We start from the raw sequence: 17,607 nt of genomic DNA, 5'->3' as shown, positions 1-17,607 counted from the left end.
CGTACGGCCCCCGAACACTCCGCCACTGTGGGGGTAATGGGTGTGCTTTTCCATGGCTGACCAGCCCGGGTCCGGTGCCGACCTCGTATGGTAACAGGAGACAGTGTGGGACTGTATCCGATACTATTTATTATATGACATCCAGCGGTATATGATCTTTGTGCCCTTACGGGTATACCGCCGACAAATTCTGACCCTGTAAAGGACCGAATACGGGGACGGCAGGCCTTGGGTATGTTAACGTGTGTCATTTCTATGGGACTGGATTTATATACTGTGTCGGTTGTCAACTGTTCTCGCCGGTGAGTCGGACAATGTTTAGCGCTGCATTGATGTGAATCTGTTGCTGGGTTGATTGGCGATTGAAAACAGGTGACACAGTCTGGCCGGTACTGAATGCGATTTGCTAATGCACGAACAGGTGTCTACGCTGCCAACTTCGGGACAGACCAGCGGATTCTTGCCGATCCACACTAATGCGATGCCATGGACCTGTCGGGCCTTCCGGAAGACTGGACGGTGTGGAACGAGACCGACGACAAGCTCATCCTCGCCTATCGCCCGGATATCTTCGACTCCGAGCAGTTCCCAGCACCGTGTCTCCCGACGATATATCTCACGCGCGGGAAACGGACCCGACGCCCCGGCGCTGACCGAACTGGAGAGAACTGGTACGTCACCTTCTATCTCGAACCTGAGGTCGAGCGCGACGCCGATTCCTACGAGCGCCGCGACGCTGCCGTCGAGGGCGCGGTGGAACTGGCGACCCGGTTCGCCGACGGCGAGCTGGACTACCGCTCGCTGTATCAGGTGCCTCGCGAAGCGTATCTGGACAAACTAGATGAGTTGACCGGGCGGTCATGACGCTTTACCGTGTTCGCAGTGTATAGGCTAGCATGACTACTGTCACGCTCGTCGGGACGCGCCTCGCCGAGGTCGGCGAGGAGTTCGTCTATCGCGGGGAAGCCAGCGGCTGTGAGGGTTGCCCCTACCGCGACCAATGTCTCAATCTGAACACCGGCCGCCGATATCGGATCACCAATGTCAGACAGAGCGGCCAAACGCTAGACTGTGCTATGCACCAAGATGGCGTGCGGGCCGTCGAGGTCGAGCCTGCGCCGATCAGGGCGAACGTGCCCTCGAAGGGCGCGTATGCTGGCAGCAAAGCCTCACTGATGGGTCCCTGTCCACACACTGAGTGTCCGAGCCATCCCTACTGTGAACCTGCCGGTGCTGAGTTTGATGAAGAGTATCGGATTGACGAGATTATTGGCGACCCGCCCCACGACTACTGTATGCTAGATCGGGATTTGACGTTGGTGGAGCTGGAGGCCCCCGGAGAATAAGTCAACTACCCCGTCCTCTGTCGGCAACCTTGGGGAAATCCTCCGGTAGAATGGATCAAAGCGGATCTAGTAGTCCCTAGATACCCACCGACAAGCACACCAAACGGGCAGGCGGGCGAACCAGGTCCAAAAGCCAGGCAAGCAGGGCGCTGCGTGGGAAATACAGAGCGCCCAAGCAGAACATGCCAATATCCCAATCAGTTCCAATCTTAGATCGAATCGCCAGACGGCAACTAAGGTTGAAAATTTATGTGCAGCACACCTATCAAATTCACTGAACAAATCTCAGGTGCACGGTATTTCCGAACTACCCGCAAGCAGGGCGCTGTCCCACGAAAAGAGCCGCGTTGGCCAGTGAGCCACGGCTTTCGCCAGTTGACTTTCCCACGCATCTAGCCAGGCTTGACAGCGATAATGTACCTTCTTGCGGTGGTGGGGGCCCTGGGTTGGACACCCCCAGATCGACAAAGGACGGTTTTGGCCCGGTTTGCCGGTTTCACTCGACCCAGGCTAGCCTTGCAGGTCACGCGGATCCGGGCGGTCGATGCGGTCGAGCAACTGGTTGACCGTGAGAATATCCGAAAAGCCGGGTTCGTCGATAGTGAAGGAACTCGCGGGAGTACTTTCGGAATACGTTTTCTCGACACGGGGCTCGCCCTCCAGGGGGTCATTCAGTGCGGCGAGAATCTCGTGGGCAGCGTCGTGTGACATCGCGACCCAGATAGCCTCGTCGGGACTGCAGGCAGCCATCTTGTCGAAATCAGCGGGGACAGCACGTCGAAGGTCATTGTTGACCCGCTCGGCCTCGACGGTGACACGAATCTCACCATCGCCGTCCAGCCCGACGAGATCGAGCCGATGTAGCGAATAGGACTCCGAGACTGTCTCGACAGCCGCCTCATCAGTGCCCATGAACGTCGCAGCCGGGAGCGAGCCGTCCTGAATCTCGTAGTAGGGCACGACCTTCGTCACCGGTGAATCCCCATCTGCAACGTATTCGTGTTCGAGATACAGCCGAGCTGCCTCCACAGCGAGAACGTGCTCACTGGATTCCTCAAGGTCGCCACATTCGTGGCCGTAATCGACGCCACGGCGGTACGACTCCCCGATAGCGTCCCGGCCCGCGGGTGTGACCGAATACAGGCGATGGGGGCGGTCCGTATCGTGGCGCAGGACATCGGCATCACACAGGTCCTGGACGGCGTCGCTCTCGATTCCGACGTACTCCTGCAGTCGGAGCATCGAATCGGACAGGAGATCGTATTCCAGCGGGTCATATCGGAGTTGCTGGGCGTTGTAGACGGCCTGCAGGAAACACAGCTGTGTCGTCGACCACTCACTGGTTTCGCGTTCCTCGGCCGACCGCTTCAGATTCAGCGTACAGATCGGCACGTCATCGGGGTCAACATCGGCAAGCGAGCCACAGCAGGCGATCGCTCGTCGCATGCCGTCGATAGACGGATCATACCGGTTGCCACAGTCCTGGCAGTGCAGCGCGTGACTCTCACGGTCATAGGAGACCATTTCCGGGAGCCGTCGTGTATGTGGCAGGGCGCTATCGACACGCATGGCCCCGGACTCGTCGGTCGGATCAGTGCTGTCGTCGGTTTCACCAGCAGTACTCGGTGCCTGGAGCGTGAGCCCGGCGTTCGACCGTGTCCGGGCCGTTACATCCGCAATCAGTGGCTCCATCTCGTCGGTGGCAATCGACTGTCCGGGACCGTCTGGATCGCCGGCTGGCAGCGGCAAGGACGCCACCTGAAACGGTCGTGGTTCGGGCTGGTCGAAGGGAGCAGGCAACTGGACCAACCATTCCCCTCGGGGGAGCCACTTGAGCTGATCAGCCATCTCCGTCGCTGACATATCCGCGGTCGTGAACCGGCTGGCCAGCCGGTCATCAGTCGGGACGTTCCCGGTGACGTACGTCGAGACGTTGTTGAGTAGCTCCCGGTAGACGGCGTCGTCGATGCGGCGTAGCTGGTCGGGAAACTGCATCGCGAGTGTGATCCCGACGCCAAAGCCGCGGGACTGTGAGAGCAGATCCTGTAAGATGCTTGAGGTGGCAACCGAGGCGGCTTCTTCGAGATACACATTAACGAGATTATATGATTCCGTCGCGGGTGTCGACTGGGCGCGCCGGCGCAGCGCAGACCAGAGGTTCGACAGTAATACAAGCGTCATGACACGTTGGGTATCCGTCCGAACGCGGCCAGTGTCGACGATGATGACGACATCGTCATCGAGAAAGTCGCCGAAATCGAAGTGGGGGTCATCAGCCTCGGGGACGTGATTGAACATGCGGGCCAGTCGACGGTCGACGGGGATTTTCTCGATCCGGTTGGCGACTCCCTGCATGATCTCGTCGAACGAGCGAGCGCTGTTGGCCACGACACCGGCAAGCAGTCGTTCGAGATCCTCGTCGGCCACGGCCGGGGCGGACTGGCGATCGTGCATTTCCTGGGCAGCGGCGTGCAGGTCCCGATGCTGGAAGGCGTCGTCGCCGTTGACCGGGTCGAACAGTGCTTTGACTAGGTATCTGATGATATCCGGCGAGCGGACGGCCTGTTCGAACCGGTCACGGCCCATGATGCCCACGAGCAGTTCGAGGTAGTGGTCGGCCTTGTCCTCGACAGCGGTGGTTCGGGAGACGCCAGCCGCGAGGTCCTTGCGAATGTCGAAAACGGAGAGAGCCGGTAACAGGGCGGCACAGTCGAAGTACAGGACGTTATCGAGGTCCCCGTACGTGACGTAGTGAGCGCACATGTACTCGGTGGCCATCCCACCGCCTTTCGGCAGGAACATGATGTCCGCACCGTCGGTTGCCGCGTGATTCGTGACGATCCCGTTCGTGAGACTCGTCGACTTGCCCGAGCCGGTTTTGCCGAACCACGCGACGTGGAGTGACTGGAGCGAGGGTGGGAGTGTTACCGGTTCGTCCTGGGCCGTGCCGTCCTGTGAGAGCGGGCGACCGAGTGGGAGGCCATCGCCGCGAAACGGAGTGAGATGTGTGGCGGGTGGTGGTGGGAGCATGCGTCGTTCACCGGGTGTCGTCGCAAGGGCGCGTCTGGCCGCAGTGGTGAGTGTGCTACCATCGAGGACACAGAGACTCCCGAGTTCGCTGGCGTCGGCGACAATGCCCGGACTGGCTGGGGTGGTGAGTGGGAGGCGGTTCTGTAAGCGGTCGTAGTCAGCGGGCTGGAACGTCCGGTCACAGATCCGTGTTCGGAAGTCTTCGGCGTCAGTGTCTGTGTAGACGGTGCCGGTCAGTTCGTAGGTGGTGTGGCTTACCTCGGCGAAGGCCGTTGCGAGGTCATCGGCGACGTGCTGGTCAGTGTTGTTGGACAGGATGGCCCGGATGTTGACCTCGAAGGAATGGCGGGGGTCTCGGTCGGCGAGTTCGTTGAGGCGTGTTCGGTCTTCGACGGGAACCGGTGTGTCGGTGTGGGTCGGGTCGGCCGGTGCGATCAGGGCGGTGATTATCTGTCCGAGCCAGGATTCCCGGCCCTCCTCGAGTTCGCGTCTGTGGAGGTCTCTGTCGGTCGACCAGTCGGCCTTTGGGCGGATGAGGATTTGCAGGAGTGCTGGGCCGTCGGTGGCGGCCACCGCCTCGACGACGCTTGCCAGTGGGGTACGGACGTGTTTGCTTTCGTTCTGGAACTCCTGTAAGGGCGTGAGTCGCGTTTGCCAGTCCTTTCGACGGTCAGGTCGGCCTTCGAATTGCACGCCGGCTGCGGGCTGTGCAGGGAGGAGTGAGGGTGCCCACTGGACCGTTCGGAACTCGTAGCTGTCTGGAAAGAGGGTGCGGAGGATGCGTTCGAGTGGTTGGTGGAGGTCTGGGGTGTCGATGCCGACGTAATACTGGATGGTCTGGGTGTCTTCGGGTGGTGCGACCAGGTAGAGTTCGATTGTTGGTGGGGTATTGATGAATCTGGATAGGAGGGCAGTGTCGGTGTTGCGGGATTTGAGGGTGTGGAGGCGTTCGAATTGGGCTGTGGCGGTATCTGGGTCTATGGGTTCGTCTGTCGGTGTGATCCGGATGTACTGCCGGGTCTCCTCGACTGGGACCGGTAAATTGTTCTGCTCTGCCATTGGAATTTACTTGTTTTGTATTTGGTTTAAAATGTTTGGAAGAAAGATTGTGTTGGCATAGAAAGCCCCCGGTCGCTCCAGTCGAGGGGCTCGCTGCGCTCCAGTCGGTGCTTGCATCGCCCATCGTCCCGGAGCGACCGGCCCCTTTCAGTCCCAATCCGTTCAGATAGACAAGCAGCTACTCTTGAGTAGCGTCAGGTTCCCCGGCAGACGTTATCGTACGGTTCTGGATAATCAGGATCTGCACCGGTTTCATTACTTCCGTAGTCTGGATCAGCTGGTCCCTTTTCGAGGGTACCACCATAGTGGCCCATATAAACCAGACTACTCCAGAGTCCTTCGTTGTACTTGAAGGCCCAGTTGTACCGAATGTAGTTGTGGCCGTATACCGTCCCGTCCGCAGTAACACTCGTAAGGCAAACCATATCCGGGAGCCATGTGTGGTCCTTGTCCGGATACTCGTCTGTGTTCCAGCTGTCCGCGACGACGATATACGAGATAGCAACATCCCGACGTATGGCCGTATTCTTGGAGTGGTTCATTGACGCGTTCAGCTGGTAGGTGAGATGATACGTCTCGTTTTCCGGATATGCCTGTGAGTCCAGTACCATTACTTCCGTACCAGTGTCCCGGAGCAGGAAGCGATACGTCTCATTGAAGGCTGCATATTTTTGCCGTCGTTCAGCGAGAAGGTCAGACTCTGTCTCCGTGGGAGTGTGTTCAGGGGCTTTTGTCTCGGCTTCTGTGGGTGTTGGCGTCGATGTTTCTGTGACAATTGGTTCTGGTGTTGGTGTTTCTGTTACAGTCGGTTCGGGCGTCGGTGTTGATTCTGGGCTGGATCCAGCCAGTGTCGAACAACCGGCAGTTATGAGTAAGAGACTGATGCTGAAGAGCACAAACGTTTCCAATCTTATTTTCATTTATTCTCACTTAATTTCTGAATCGGAACTAAAGTATTAAGCTTGCTATCTCATCCAAAAAATCTGGTGGTGAACTAGGACAACTAGAGTGCTTCAGAAGGGCTACCTGTGTCTCGCCGACAGGTATTGAGAGGGGGTGACAGTCGGTTGCCTCAAAGGGTGAGTTCTATAAATACAATTCATACACCGAGAGATTCCTAAGCCAGAATCTCAGCGAAGTCGAGTAAATCAAGAGAGAGCAGTACTCAGTTGGGTTAATCTAATCTTTATCATTCTCTCCGTATCGACTATATACTTCTCTCCTTGATCTGAACAAGAGATGTTTCGAGGAAGATTTCTTATATATGGCTACAAAACTAGAATAATAAGTAGCTACCTAGTTAATAATCGACTGGTAATTATGACCGGTGACCGTGTTCAACTTCGATCTCGGGTCTGACATCCACATAGATACCGAAGGAGAAGGTATAAATCTCCGATTCAACGGAGATACACTTGGATTTGAACCGACAGCAGACGGAATGTCAGTAACGAACGACTGGAATAATCGTCACTTCACCCTTGCATTCGACGAAGACTCGATTTTCTACCACATCACACGTGAAGACAGTGAGAGCGACGGAAGCGGAAATGAAGGCGTCCTGCCAGAACACTTCATAACTGAAATCTACGGCTACGTCCGCTCGATTGATCCTCCCGTTCCAGCAGATCAATTAGACTTCGAAGTTGTCGGACGTGCAGACTTAGATGAGATGCAGGCCTACCTGGACGACAAAGCCGTTGTACAGGAGACTGACAATGGGATCCGGATTGATCACGAAAACCGAGTCGGGTTAGGAGAATTCCTGAACAACAACCCGGCAGAACTTGGAAAGTTGTATGAGCGGATACTTCATCCAGTACCCTTTGAAGAAGCAATCGACCCAAAGAGCGGTGAAAACATATTCCTGTATCCCACAAGCGATATCATCTATGTGTTATTCACCTTTCCAGACTGCTACGTGAGCGTCGTACCTGCTCAGAGAGCACTGTCACTTGCCGATGAAGCTGGCGGATCACAAGTGATTGATCACGTTCTCCGCTCAATGAGTCCCGAATAGCTCTCGGTTTTGGAATTTGTGAGAAGAGGTCAGTACAACACGCCTCCGTTGATTCAATTTCTCTTGGTGTAGATTCTACTGGTATAGATACAATCACCCATAGAGTCACACCTGTTGTGACGAGCCTATCAGATGGTATCTCACTGAGTCTGTAATAACTATCCACATTGGATTTGAACCGAAGGGGTCCTGCTGAGTCCTGCAGCTATCGAAAGCGGGCGTCGACGACGACAGGGCATGTGCCGTCGCGTTCTATCGCCGCGGTCGTCGGTCGATTCGTCGCTGTGGCTGGTCTGTCACAGGGTTCAGGTTGGACCCCCCGTCACAACGGGCGTGACACCACCAGTCTGTGCTTTGCCAGTCGTGGTCTCAAGTAAATCCAGCCCGATGTAGCGTTTCTCCAGCAGTCCCTCTGCAGTGTCTTTGTCCATCGTGAGGATCTGTTTCGTCGCTTGGTTGCGCCCGACTGTGCGTCGCTTTTCGATGACATCGCTGCCGCCCAGTTCGAGGAGTTTGTCCAACACTCTGGCGACAGTCTGGCGATGGGGTTGTTTCCCAAGCTCTGCAGTGAGAGCCGTCTGTACGTCGTCTTTGGTCAGGAAGACGCCACTACCATCGGTGCGTGTGGTCGCGAACTCTGGCCAGCGTTTCGCGACGGCGATTGCTCGGTAGGTATTCTGGCGATTAGACTCCTCGACGAACGCTTGCTTGACTTTGGTCTGGCGGCAGTTCGCGAAGAAATCCAGCGGGGAGGAACTCGGCTCCACGCCGTCCGGGAGCGTCTCTGCGTCCTCTTGCTGGTCGGCCTCAAGTTGGTTGGCCTTCGCGACGGCGCTGGTTGCGATGTCGTGGGTCTTCTCGTGGTCGGCTTCCAAATCGGTGATGTCGCTGGCGTTGGTTTCGGCTTTGCCGCTAGCCGTGGTGGCGATGTCGTGTGTTTGCTCCTGTTTTGTCTCGAGGTCGTCGATACGGTGTTGCAGTGAGTCGATAGTCTGGATGAGCGTCTGGAGAACACTCGAAACGAGGGGTGGTATAGTGTCCTGTATCTGGTTGAGGAGGGCCTGGAGATCGTCGGTGGAGTGGTCGGTCTGGGGGATGTCTACGTCGAGGTCGGCGGCAACGGCTGCGTCGGTGGTCGTACGATCGACAGCATCGTCGTGGGAATGGTCTGAAGTCATTGGGACCAAAGGACCCGTGCCCGGAATCGAACCAGGTGTGCCGACCACGGCACGGGCTAAGCGAATTGGACGAGACGGTCGCTCAGACTGCAGCACTGCTATGGTCGACAACTCCTCTAGATCTGGTTGCAGGGCTCAGCAGGGACGAAGCGTCTCGAGAGTGTGCTGGGGAGCGATGCGACTCATCGATGGTTGGAGAGCGTTCGGTCATTGGTGAAATGCGACGACTGTGGTGTCTCTGTGTCGTCTATTTCGAGTGGTACATTGCCACCACTTAACCTTTGCTAGCCGTAAATAGAAAACACCGTATGACTTAATCGCTACCCGAGAATTTGACTTACTGTGTCTAGTGGACCAGATCCGGCTGTAAGCTCTCGTGAGATTCTTTTGTTCATGGTCCAATCTCCAGATCCTGCCTTTACTGCCAAAGAAGTCGGTGATGAATTCGACAAAACCCGGCAATGGGGACACCAGCAACTCCAGAAACTCGAATCCTCAGGTTACGTGAATAGCAAAAACCCAGGCGGAAATTCGCGATTTTACTGGGTTACAGAGGGCGGGAAGCAATACCTTTCTGAGACTCGCCAAGGCTAATCCTCAACCCACCAAACAACAGATTGTTTGCCAGTCTTCTTTTTGTTCACAGTACCGTCTTCATGCAGCTCACTAAGCCTCTGATGTGCCCACTGACGGGTGTGACCAAAGAATTCAGCTATCTCAGAGGCCCCCGCAAATGGACCTTCGATTTCTTCAAACGCATCTACTATTTCTGAATCACTCACCGAGCGCTTACCTTGAGGCATTCATCCATCAGCACAATTGTTTACGGAGAGCAAAAGTATTATGGTGTTACCGACCAATCAATAAAGCACAGGAACAGGCGCGCTACTGGGCGATTTGATCCCTTGAAAGCAAATCGCCCCGGTGTTGTAGCACCGAGGCGCGTTGGTTCCAACCAAGAACCAATGACAACTACGCAATCCAATCCACAAGAACGTACCGCACGCAAGCTGCTCACTCAAAACCAGCCGTTGTTCCTTGGCATCGATAACGGAGGTGCGGCCCACTACTGGGACAGCTACGAGTTTGCCGTGGCTGTTGTCACGGCTGATGGACAAGCAGAGACAGTCGAACTGTCGGAGACATCGTTTGAGACGCTTTCCGAGTGGTGTGAGTACACCCAGAACGAGCGTGGCTGGGATATCGGCCCCCACGTTGGCGGCTCACTGATTGACGATCTCATTGAGGGGGTGAAAGCATGAGCTGCACCGTGGAGAAACGTGAACGGGTTCGGCGGGCTGCTCGTGAGATTCGTGACTGCGTGCCCACTGTCGCCGTTGACGTAGTCGCCCCAAACGCGAGCCAGTACGATGCCTGGACGCTTGATGCCGTGCTTCACGATACCGGCGGTGTGCCACCAGAAGTGCTACGGGAGTTAGCACTAGCTGAGTTAACGCTACGGCCCACACCCTCCCAAGCAGAGTATCAGCACGTGACTGCGACGGTGTAGGTAAGCGACGTACTTTTTGTCGATCCGGGGGTTCAGCAGGTATTGGAGATCGACAAAAACGGTGGAGTGAAAACCGTCCATTGGCCTCAGTCATCTGCCTGAACCGGGCATAGTTTCAGTTGGATACTTATGCAGTTGAAGCTCACACACCACCGTTTCCGGAGAAAACCACCCTGTGGTTTCAGACGGAACCTCGTGGGGTTGAAGCTCCGAAGGCTTCCCGGTCCGAGTACTGGACCGACGATTACGGACGAACCTTCGACGGTTTAAGCTGAGTTTGGGTTGGACAGAACTAGGCTAGATCGCGGTTAAAGACAGATACCGAGACGCTCTACCGATCGATAACCTCGCCATCCCCGACAGCCAGCTCGGATTCAAGCTCAGCGATCAGTTCCGTCCCCTCGGCATGGAGTTCGTTCGCCCGTTCCAGCGAAACGTCACCGTCTTCGAGCTGTTCGATGATCTGTTCGAGCCGGTCGGTTTTGTCGGCAATTGTTTCGTCTTTCATAGTGGAAGCAGGATGTACAGGAGCAGGGCTACAACGAGCAGTCCTAGAGCGGCCAAGATGAGCAGCAGCCGTCGACGCTGGCGGCGATGGGCAGCGGCCTCCTGTTCTCGTTTCCGCTGCTGATCGTACTGCGTTCGTGCTTGCTGTAGTCGATTTTCAAAGTCGGTCAGTTCATCGCGAACGTGTGTGTCGTATGCGCGATCCAGTTCAGCTTCGAACGATGACATATCCGACTCGACTTTCCGGTTATACGCCCGAGTAAGTCGGTCGTCCATCGTCTCCAGCGTCGTCTCGACAGTGTCAGAGTAGACGGTATCCAAGCGCTCTTCGAGCGTGTCCAGTTCCGTCTCCAGCGTTACCTTCTCCGGAACGATTTCGCCAACCTCGGTCGGTGTCATCACCCGTCGGTCGGCCACTTCATCGGCCAGTGTTTGGTCGTTCTCGTGGCCAACGCCGACCACAACTGGCGTGTCGGTTTTGTGGATAACACGACAGAGTGGCGTCTCATTGAACACACGGAGATGTTTGTCGGACCCGCCTCCACGGGTGAGGACGATAACGTCGACCAGCGGGTCGTCATCGAGTTCACTAATCGCGCCCATGATCGACATCATCGCATCGTCGCCCTGGACACTCGTGTTCTGGATGACGATATCCACGTCAGGATAGCGTTCGCGAATGCTGGTGATCGCATCCTTCCGGGCATCGCTCGTCGCACTGGTAGCGATCCCGATCCGTTCAGGGAAGTCTGGAAGAGCCTGTTTGTGTTCCGGATCAAGCAACCCATCCGAGTCCAGCAGTTGCCGGTTTTGCTCGTAGATCTGCTGATACGTGCCTTCACCGACCTCCACGATATCTTCGACGATGACGGAGACGTTACCCCCGTCCTCGTAGTACGATAGCGAGCCCTTGACGGCAACCTGCATGCCGTCCTCGATTGTGGCGTCGATGGTCGACCGTTTGTATCCAAAGACCACGCAATGAATCGTCGAGCCCTCGTGGACCAAGTCAAAGTGGACGTGATCGTTCGAGGACTTACCGTAGTCGGAGACATCACCGACGACATAATCGAATGCGAGCTGGTCTGCACTCTCGACGACTGCGCCGATATCCTCGTTCAGTGTATCGACGTAGGTGATTCGCTCAGTCTGGAGTGCTTCCTGGAGTGTCTCCAGCGACGTATGCGTCGGCTCCGGCTCCGAACCCATTCGACTCCCCTGTAGTATGGTTGCGTACTTAAGTCATGGTGGGGCGGTCGAATCGCTCGTAACCGAAGCGCTCAGACATGGTCCCAGCAATGTTCGTGTTACTATTCGATTTCCCGAGACAAGCAATACGACCATTGGTCTTACAACCAATACTACTATGGTGTTGGTCTGTGTACCATAGCTGAGGATGGGCTCGTTGACTGACGACGACCTCGATGGCGTGAGTGAGGGCCAAAAGTATCCTGACGGGACCGTTGTTCGCGTGTTCTGCATGCGGACTGACCGTGATGCATACCCGTCTGGGTGGGCCTACAAGCTCCATTACGGTGCAACGGAGCCAGACCCACCCTGCACGCTTGCGGACGGAACGATCCGTCGCTATGACAACTCTCACGAGGATACGAAAGGGCACGAACGCCACGTTGCACCCGACCCTGAACCAGACATAATCGAGTTCCCAGGGATGGTCGAACTCTGGGAACAGTTCTGGAGCGAAATTCCGAAATCCGAACCTCAGGTCACATGAGTCCATCACAACGGTGATACACATGACCGATTCAACGCCACCACTGCATCCGATGGAACGCGAACAGCTTCGGGCTGCGTCCACACTTGTCGTGACTGTGAAGTCGGCCGACGAGTTTCACGACGATGTCACCGACGACATTGCGTCACTGGAACAGAGCGATGCAGTGGACGCCGCGCCCGCGCTCTCGTTTACCAGCTACGATGCTCTTATGGAGACGCTGACCCCGCGTGTCCTCGAACTCATCGAAGCAATTCGTCGGGAAGAGCCGTCCAGCATCAACGAGGCTGCCCGGGTCGTCGACAGAGATGTAAAAAACGTTCACGAAGAACTCAGTCGCCTCGCGCAACTGGGGATTATCTTGTTCGAGGAAGATGGCCAGAGCAAGCGTCCGATCGTCTGGTTCGATGAACTCGTGATCAATCTCCCATTTGATCCCGAAGCGGGTGACACTGCGACCGCAGCCCCGTAATAACGACTCGTCCCTCAGTGTAGGCGCGCCGAAGCTCCGCTTTGCTCGTGTCGGTGTATTCGTCTTCGTACAAGAGCGCAAGGAGAGCGTTCGTATCGACTGCCGTGATCACGTCTCGCCCTCCACGTCATCGTCTTCCTCGGTGCCGACCTCGCGGGGGTACTCGCCACGGAGTCGACGCATCCGATCCGGCATTGTCTCATCGCTTGCCGCGCTGCCACGGTATTTTTCGAACGGATCGTCTCTCTCTTCGGTGGTTGGTTCTTTCCTTCGGATCGTGTAGCCGGACTCTCCCTCTTCGAACGCGATCTCGTCACCGGGTTCGATTCCGAGCGCGTCCCGAATTTCTTTTGGGATGGTGACCTGCCCTTTGCTGGTAACACGCGGCATATCGGTACTATTAGAGTAATACGCAATGGGTAGCACGACTGTTCTGTGTATGAACTAGCCCGTCCTTCTCGCCGCCTCTGGTGGTTCCTTCGATACTGACCTCAATCCATCTCCGTGTCCAGACAGCTCTTGTCGTCCAGTTTCAGGCCCGTTCGATGCGAATGGCTGCCCCGCCTTGAATCGCATCAAGCGGTGAAACATCATCAACCGTAGCGACCACAGCAACTGGTGCAGCTGCCCGTGGTTCCTGGTCGTGACTTGCCGGTGTTGGTCCCCAGAACAAACATATAGCGTTCCCCTGAGGCCAGTAGGCTACTGATCCAACCGGGACTTCTGTCTGTGTCGTCTTTGGGTCGACATCGATCCCAGTTCGGAAGTATAGTTCATCACCCCAACGACTCGCATCACCCTCCAGTGGGAGCGCTGCAGCGATGGCATTGCGGGTTTCCGCGTTTTCCTTCGTCCAGTCCGCGGTCAGTTCCTGTCCATCGACAGTAATCTGGAGGGCAGCCATAGGCCCCTGTTCGATACCACCGCTAAAAAGAATTCAGGGCGTTTCTTGTAGCGATTACACGCTATTCACCGGCTACAGCCAGTCTACTTTGCTCTCTGTAGATCATGAAGCGCTGGTGTACAGCGGGTATTCCGATAGCCGGCCCCTGTTTAGAATTGTCGAATAGTTGTCAATCTCCTACTTATATAATCATGCGTTGTGTCAACTCATATCACACTCTGGCCAGAGGGCGGTCAAGGGTGTATGAGTCATGACACGCGAAACTCAGCTGTACCGACGGCGAACCGTTCTACGAACAATTAGTGGTGCCGTCGTAGCGGGTGCTGCATACACGGGTGTCGCAGGAGCGAGCAATCACTGTGATGTGACTGTGAGTGATGGAGATTCAATCCAGGCTGCGATTACTAGTGCAAGCAGTGGCGCGACGATCTGTGTCGAACCAGGCACGTACGCTGAGGATGTCACAGTTGACGAGGAACTTACACTTGACGGACCCAATAGTGGTATCCCTGGTGACGGGAACCGCGGCGACGAGGCAACCATCGAAGGCCGAGTGATACTTGGAGCTGATGGGGCCAAGCTGGACGGCTTCGATGTTACACCACCGGCAGCCGAGTCCAACCAGACATCCGAGGCTGTCAGGGCCAGCAATACACCGAACGACATCGTGATTGCGAACAACGTTGTCCGGGACTTCGAGCGAGATGATTCAGGCGGTGGGTTTTACGGTGTTGATGGAATCAATATTTTCGGCGGCGATGCGAGCGAAGCCATCGAGAATGCCACTGTGCGCCAGAACAAAGTCCAAAACCTGCGCAACGAAGATCAGGCTGGTGCCGCCGGAATCAGCATCCAGGGCAATGTCAACGGTGCCGATGTTGAGGACAATGTCGTAACGGAGATCGCCGAGGAAGTGACAGCCTACGGCTTTGGTGTCGTCATTCGAGGGACCGGGAATCACGATGAGGTGCCAGAGGATGTTACTGTCACTGGCAACGAACTGACGGACGTCTTGTCGGATCCATCGTCACAGTTCGATGGCGTTGGGTTCGAAGTGGAAGCTGACGGGAGTGGGTACCAAGCCACCGAGAACGTAATCGAGAACAACAACCTGGGTATCGAAGTCAAAGTGGCTGCCGACGAGACGGTCATTGATTTCAACGATATCGTGGACAACACGCGTCGTGGTGCGCTCAATGTCGATAATACGACGTTAGATGCGACAAATAACTGGTGGGGCCATGCGAGTGGCCCAGGTGGTCCTGACGGGCGGCGTAATCCAGCCGGGAAAGAAGTCGGGAAGGGTGACGATATCGAGGGCGATATCGACTTTCGACCGTGGCTCAGACGGTCGATTGACAGTCCGTCACGGTGAGTCAGCGGTAATAGATTGAAGTCTCTGTATTTTTTGGGCTGTGATCTATTACTCCGCTCCGTATAGCTGAGTCGTCTGTGGCCCGCCCCGCTCGCCCTGCCGCCCTCCGCATGCTCACGGGTCACTGCCGTTCCCCGTTCGCAGCGAGCCGCGACCGTCGCGAGTCGTGCCTCCCCGCTCGCGACGGTCACGGCTCGCGACGCTCGCGACTGACCATTCCGGGCATGCGGACGCTCTCCGCACCGCGAGCATCCGTTCCGGGCTAAAGTGCATGTGCCTTCGACGCCAGCGGGTTAGCTTGTCGGTTGCGCCCCTCGCGGGCCGGACACGAGCAAGCTAATCCCGCTGGCCGCTCGCTCCGGGCGGCGTGTCGGCGCGCGGGGCTGGTTTATTCATTCCACGAAAGCGCTCTCGCTCGCGCCCACAGGGGCGCTCGCGAAGGCGCGAGCGAGAGCGCAGTCGGGACTGTCGGTCGTTATCGTTGAGAAAACCGCGATGTTGCAGCATCGCGGTGTCGGCGCGTGAGCGCCTTCAGGAACCTGTGAGTTCCAATGTCAGGTAAGAAGGTCATTCGTGATAAGCGTACGGTCGCACAGAAGCGAAAAGACGAGAAGCGCGGTTGGGTCGTTGACGAGACACCCGAACTGCGGCGGTCGGTCGAACAAGAGATCCAGGGAAAGGTCGATACGAATCACCCGGACAGTTGCCGGGCGAGCATGACGCTGGCACAGGAAGAGGAAGCGATGGCGCGGGACATCGAGATTGCACGGACTCGTGCCCGGGTCGGCGAGCACATTGAAACGCGGGAAGCCGGATCGCGACAGGCAGTGCAGGAGGCGAGACAGCAGGCAGGAGAGCGGTTCGACAAGCGGGCCGCGAGCGTGGACCGATGGCGGGATCCAGACAAAGACGATCCCCGAGAGGTGCTCTCGCAGTCAAAACTAGCAACGGTCAACAGGCAGGCTGCACGGTTGGAGCAGCAACTCGATGGCTGGACGCGGGCGGCGATCAGTCGGCGGCTGGCCGAGCGGGTTGCAGACGGCCGTGGAATGACGGATGCAGTCGTCGATGTCTACGACGAACTGGATCAGGCGGCCGGGACGGTCATCCCAATCTCGAAAGTTGAGGAGGTCAATCGCGGCGAAGTGAGTATTGAAGGCCGGGTGGAGACTCTGTGGGAAAGTAGCAGCAGTGCGATTCAACAAGTTGGACTCATCAAAGACGACTCTGGTAGAATTAAATTTACAAGTTGGGCAAAAAGTGATGTTGCGTTTGTCAGAGAGGGTGAGCAGATCACCCTCCGGTTAGCTGCGAAAAATTGGTACCAGGGTCGTGTCTCGATTGCGCTCACTGGTCGGAGTCGAATTATCCGTCAGAAATAGGAAGTCTCGACCGTCTGTTTTCAAATTTTTTGTCTCGATAGTTGCACCGAATTTTTTGACGCCCAGAGGGCTGAGGCGTCGGTCAAAACGCCTTCTGAACTATGGATGAAAAAGAAACACACTGTTGTTATTTCTGCGACGTATCGTTCGAAGACCCTTCGAAACTGAAACAGCATCATAAGTCCCATGACAGTAAAATACCCAAGACAGAGATTCAAGACGAGATTCTTCGACTTGCTAGCAATTTTGGTAGAGCCCCAACGTGTGATGAGATGAAACGAGAGGGTATATTCTCGGTGTCTATTGCAAAATTGCGGTTTGGGTCGTGGAGCTCAGCTCTCCGCTCTGTCGGTTTGGAGCCTGCGGTGGAATTTGGGGTAACTCCAGATGACATACGTGAGGATATCCAAGATGTGGCTGAGACATTAGGACAGCCGCCGACGGCTTCCGATATGCGTGAATTGGGGACGTATTCAGTCAAGCTTGCCCAGAAGCGGTTTGACAGTTGGAATAATGCACTATCAGCGGCAGGTTTTTCGCCTAATCAACGTCATGCGATACCGGAAAGGGAGTTGTTAGATGAACTAACTCGACTCAAAGAGGAGTTAGGCCAAGTTCCGACGGCGGATGACATGGACGAACGTGGTCAGTTCTCGAGACGAGCCTACTTTCGCTGTTGGGATGGCTGGCAAGACGTGGTCAGGGCGGCTGGATACGAACCCAAGGGATACCCAACCGGTTCTGACAATCACCGCTGGAAAGAGGGTTCTGTCTGTGATGAAACTGAATATGGTCCCGAATGGGGTGAACAACGGAAAGTGGCTCTAGAGCGGGACGAACATACGTGCCAGATGCCGGGTTGTAGTATTAGTAGTGACGAGCACCTCGAAAAATATTCTCACAATATTCATGTTCATCATGTACAGCCCCTGAGTTCCTATCGTAACGAGAATGGAGATATTGGCTCTGTAGTTTCGCTAGCCGCGACAGCTACGACTGCGTTATCTTGGTAGAAAGCGAAGAGACAGATTGGTTTGACATCCGAAATCCGCCTCTTCACCCGTGTTACGGTCGCTAAGTCTAAATCAG

Annotated in this window: 18 protein-coding genes and 1 pseudogene; 10 read left to right on the top strand and 9 right to left on the bottom strand. The window is 56.0% G+C overall.

Going from position 1 to position 17,607, the window contains the following annotated elements; translation table 11 throughout:
* Window positions 1-486: 486 nt before the first annotated feature.
* On the top strand, window positions 487-864 hold the full coding sequence (locus NDI54_RS16180) for a DUF5820 family protein (RefSeq protein WP_310897477.1): 378 nt from the start codon (window positions 487-489) through the stop codon (window positions 862-864).
* A gap of 32 nt (window positions 865-896) precedes the next feature.
* A complete protein-coding gene (locus NDI54_RS16175; RefSeq protein WP_310897476.1) occupies window positions 897-1,346 on the top strand; it encodes a UPF0179 family protein in 450 nt (149 codons plus the stop codon).
* 510 nt (window positions 1,347-1,856) lie between these two features.
* Here NDI54_RS16175 and NDI54_RS16170 read toward each other — a convergent pair.
* A complete protein-coding gene (locus tag NDI54_RS16170) occupies window positions 1,857-5,435 on the bottom strand; it encodes an ATP-binding protein (protein WP_310897475.1) in 3,579 nt (1,192 codons plus the stop codon).
* A 194-nt stretch (window positions 5,436-5,629) separates the two neighbouring features.
* Window positions 5,630-6,355, bottom strand: coding sequence for a hypothetical protein (locus NDI54_RS16165; RefSeq protein WP_310897474.1), 726 nt, complete (start codon window positions 6,353-6,355; stop codon window positions 5,630-5,632).
* 407 nt (window positions 6,356-6,762) lie between these two features.
* Between NDI54_RS16165 and NDI54_RS16160 the strand changes: the two genes are divergently transcribed.
* Window positions 6,763-7,455 (top strand): hypothetical protein, encoded by a 693-nt coding sequence (locus NDI54_RS16160; protein ID WP_310897473.1) that lies wholly within the window; start codon window positions 6,763-6,765, stop codon window positions 7,453-7,455.
* A gap of 305 nt (window positions 7,456-7,760) precedes the next feature.
* Here the strand turns inward: NDI54_RS16160 and NDI54_RS16155 are convergent, their stop codons facing one another.
* Together NDI54_RS16155 and NDI54_RS16150 are read right to left on the bottom strand one after the other, a co-directional pair.
* Window positions 7,761-8,633 carry a hypothetical protein gene (locus tag NDI54_RS16155; RefSeq protein WP_310897472.1) on the bottom strand — a complete coding sequence of 291 codons (873 nt, stop codon included), beginning with the start codon at window positions 8,631-8,633 and terminating at the stop codon, window positions 7,761-7,763.
* Window positions 8,634-9,223: 590 nt separating this feature from the next.
* Window positions 9,224-9,415, bottom strand: coding sequence for a hypothetical protein (locus tag NDI54_RS16150; protein WP_310897471.1), 192 nt, complete (start codon window positions 9,413-9,415; stop codon window positions 9,224-9,226).
* A gap of 183 nt (window positions 9,416-9,598) precedes the next feature.
* Between NDI54_RS16150 and NDI54_RS16145 the strand changes: the two genes are divergently transcribed.
* Window positions 9,599-9,895, top strand: coding sequence for a hypothetical protein (locus tag NDI54_RS16145; protein ID WP_310897470.1), 297 nt, complete (start codon window positions 9,599-9,601; stop codon window positions 9,893-9,895).
* A complete protein-coding gene (locus NDI54_RS16140; RefSeq protein ID WP_310897469.1) occupies window positions 9,892-10,143 on the top strand; it encodes a hypothetical protein in 252 nt (83 codons plus the stop codon). The genes NDI54_RS16145 and NDI54_RS16140 overlap by 4 nt, the downstream gene beginning before the upstream one ends.
* 331 nt (window positions 10,144-10,474) lie before the next feature.
* Here NDI54_RS16140 and xseB read toward each other — a convergent pair whose 3' ends face one another.
* Entirely contained in the window at window positions 10,475-10,651 is a 177-nt protein-coding gene (xseB, locus tag NDI54_RS16135) for an exodeoxyribonuclease VII small subunit (protein ID WP_310897468.1), read from the bottom strand.
* Complete coding sequence (gene xseA / locus NDI54_RS16130; protein ID WP_310897467.1) at window positions 10,648-11,859, bottom strand: exodeoxyribonuclease VII large subunit; 1,212 nt, start codon at window positions 11,857-11,859, stop codon at window positions 10,648-10,650. The genes xseB and xseA overlap by 4 nt, the downstream gene beginning before the upstream one ends.
* A gap of 187 nt (window positions 11,860-12,046) precedes the next feature.
* Between xseA and NDI54_RS16125 the strand changes: the two genes are divergently transcribed.
* Entirely contained in the window at window positions 12,047-12,385 is a 339-nt protein-coding gene (locus NDI54_RS16125) for a toxin-antitoxin system TumE family protein (protein WP_310897466.1), read from the top strand.
* Window positions 12,386-12,407: 22 nt separating this feature from the next.
* Window positions 12,408-12,857: an HVO_A0114 family putative DNA-binding protein gene (locus tag NDI54_RS16120; protein WP_310897465.1), complete on the top strand. Its 450-nt coding sequence runs from the start codon at window positions 12,408-12,410 to the stop codon at window positions 12,855-12,857.
* On the opposite strand, the pseudogene NDI54_RS21465 reads toward NDI54_RS16120, so the two are convergent.
* From NDI54_RS21465 to NDI54_RS16110, 3 genes and pseudogenes are all read right to left on the bottom strand, one after another.
* Window positions 12,847-12,969, bottom strand: a pseudogene (locus tag NDI54_RS21465) (nucleotide-binding protein); the annotation flags it as partial. The gene NDI54_RS16120 and the pseudogene NDI54_RS21465 overlap by 11 nt on opposite strands.
* Window positions 12,966-13,247, bottom strand: a complete 282-nt coding sequence (locus NDI54_RS16115; RefSeq protein ID WP_310897464.1) for an AbrB/MazE/SpoVT family DNA-binding domain-containing protein — start codon at window positions 13,245-13,247, stop codon at window positions 12,966-12,968. The pseudogene NDI54_RS21465 and the gene NDI54_RS16115, both read right to left, overlap by 4 nt.
* 142 nt (window positions 13,248-13,389) lie before the next feature.
* On the bottom strand, window positions 13,390-13,761 hold the full coding sequence (locus tag NDI54_RS16110) for a cyclophilin-like fold protein (protein ID WP_310897463.1): 372 nt from the start codon (window positions 13,759-13,761) through the stop codon (window positions 13,390-13,392).
* Between the two features lie 370 nt (window positions 13,762-14,131).
* Between NDI54_RS16110 and NDI54_RS16105 the strand changes: the two genes are divergently transcribed.
* The 3 genes from NDI54_RS16105 to NDI54_RS16095 all read left to right on the top strand — a co-directional run bounded on the left by NDI54_RS16105 (window position 14,132) and on the right by NDI54_RS16095 (window position 17,531).
* A complete protein-coding gene (locus NDI54_RS16105; RefSeq protein ID WP_310897462.1) occupies window positions 14,132-15,136 on the top strand; it encodes a right-handed parallel beta-helix repeat-containing protein in 1,005 nt (334 codons plus the stop codon).
* Between the two features lie 551 nt (window positions 15,137-15,687).
* Window positions 15,688-16,518, top strand: coding sequence for a DNA-binding protein (locus tag NDI54_RS16100; protein WP_310897461.1), 831 nt, complete (start codon window positions 15,688-15,690; stop codon window positions 16,516-16,518).
* A 101-nt stretch (window positions 16,519-16,619) separates the two neighbouring features.
* Window positions 16,620-17,531, top strand: a complete 912-nt coding sequence (locus NDI54_RS16095; RefSeq protein ID WP_310897460.1) for a homing endonuclease associated repeat-containing protein — start codon at window positions 16,620-16,622, stop codon at window positions 17,529-17,531.
* Window positions 17,532-17,607: the final 76 nt, after the last annotated feature.

It is taken from the genome of Haloarcula terrestris (assembly GCF_031624315.1).
Classification (GTDB): domain Archaea; phylum Halobacteriota; class Halobacteria; order Halobacteriales; family Haloarculaceae; genus Haloarcula; species Haloarcula terrestris.
This window is presented reverse-complemented; position numbering and strand designations above follow the sequence as displayed.